The sequence below is a fragment of the Telluria sp. AZSoR62 genome, from assembly GCF_058111565.1.
On sequence record NZ_JBYTST010000402.1, the window covers coordinates 1 to 259 of the forward strand.

General features: G+C 73.4%; 1 protein-coding gene. It reads right to left on the reverse strand.

What is annotated here, in order from left to right; all coding sequences use genetic code 11:
* Nucleotides 1-259 (reverse strand): hypothetical protein (locus AC3XQU_RS24245; protein WP_489876674.1); only part of this gene is annotated, 259 nt, incomplete at both ends.

Sequence of the window (259 nt, forward strand, 5' to 3'; positions counted from 1 at the left end):
GGGTGCGGCTTGTGGCTGCGGCGGCGGTGATGGCCTGCGTGCGGGTGCGGTCCACGGCGCCGGCGGCGAGGATTTGGAGGTAGTCCACGGTGCGGGAGAGCTCCTCCACCCGGCCGGCGAAATCGGAAGCCTCCGCGTAGCCGGCCATCGCCAGCGTCCCGGGAGCAGAAGCGGCGGCAGCGTTCACCGCGGCGATCACCGAAGCCAGTCCGGCGTCGGCCGTCAGAACGGCTGTGCCGCCGCCAGCCTCTGCGAGCTG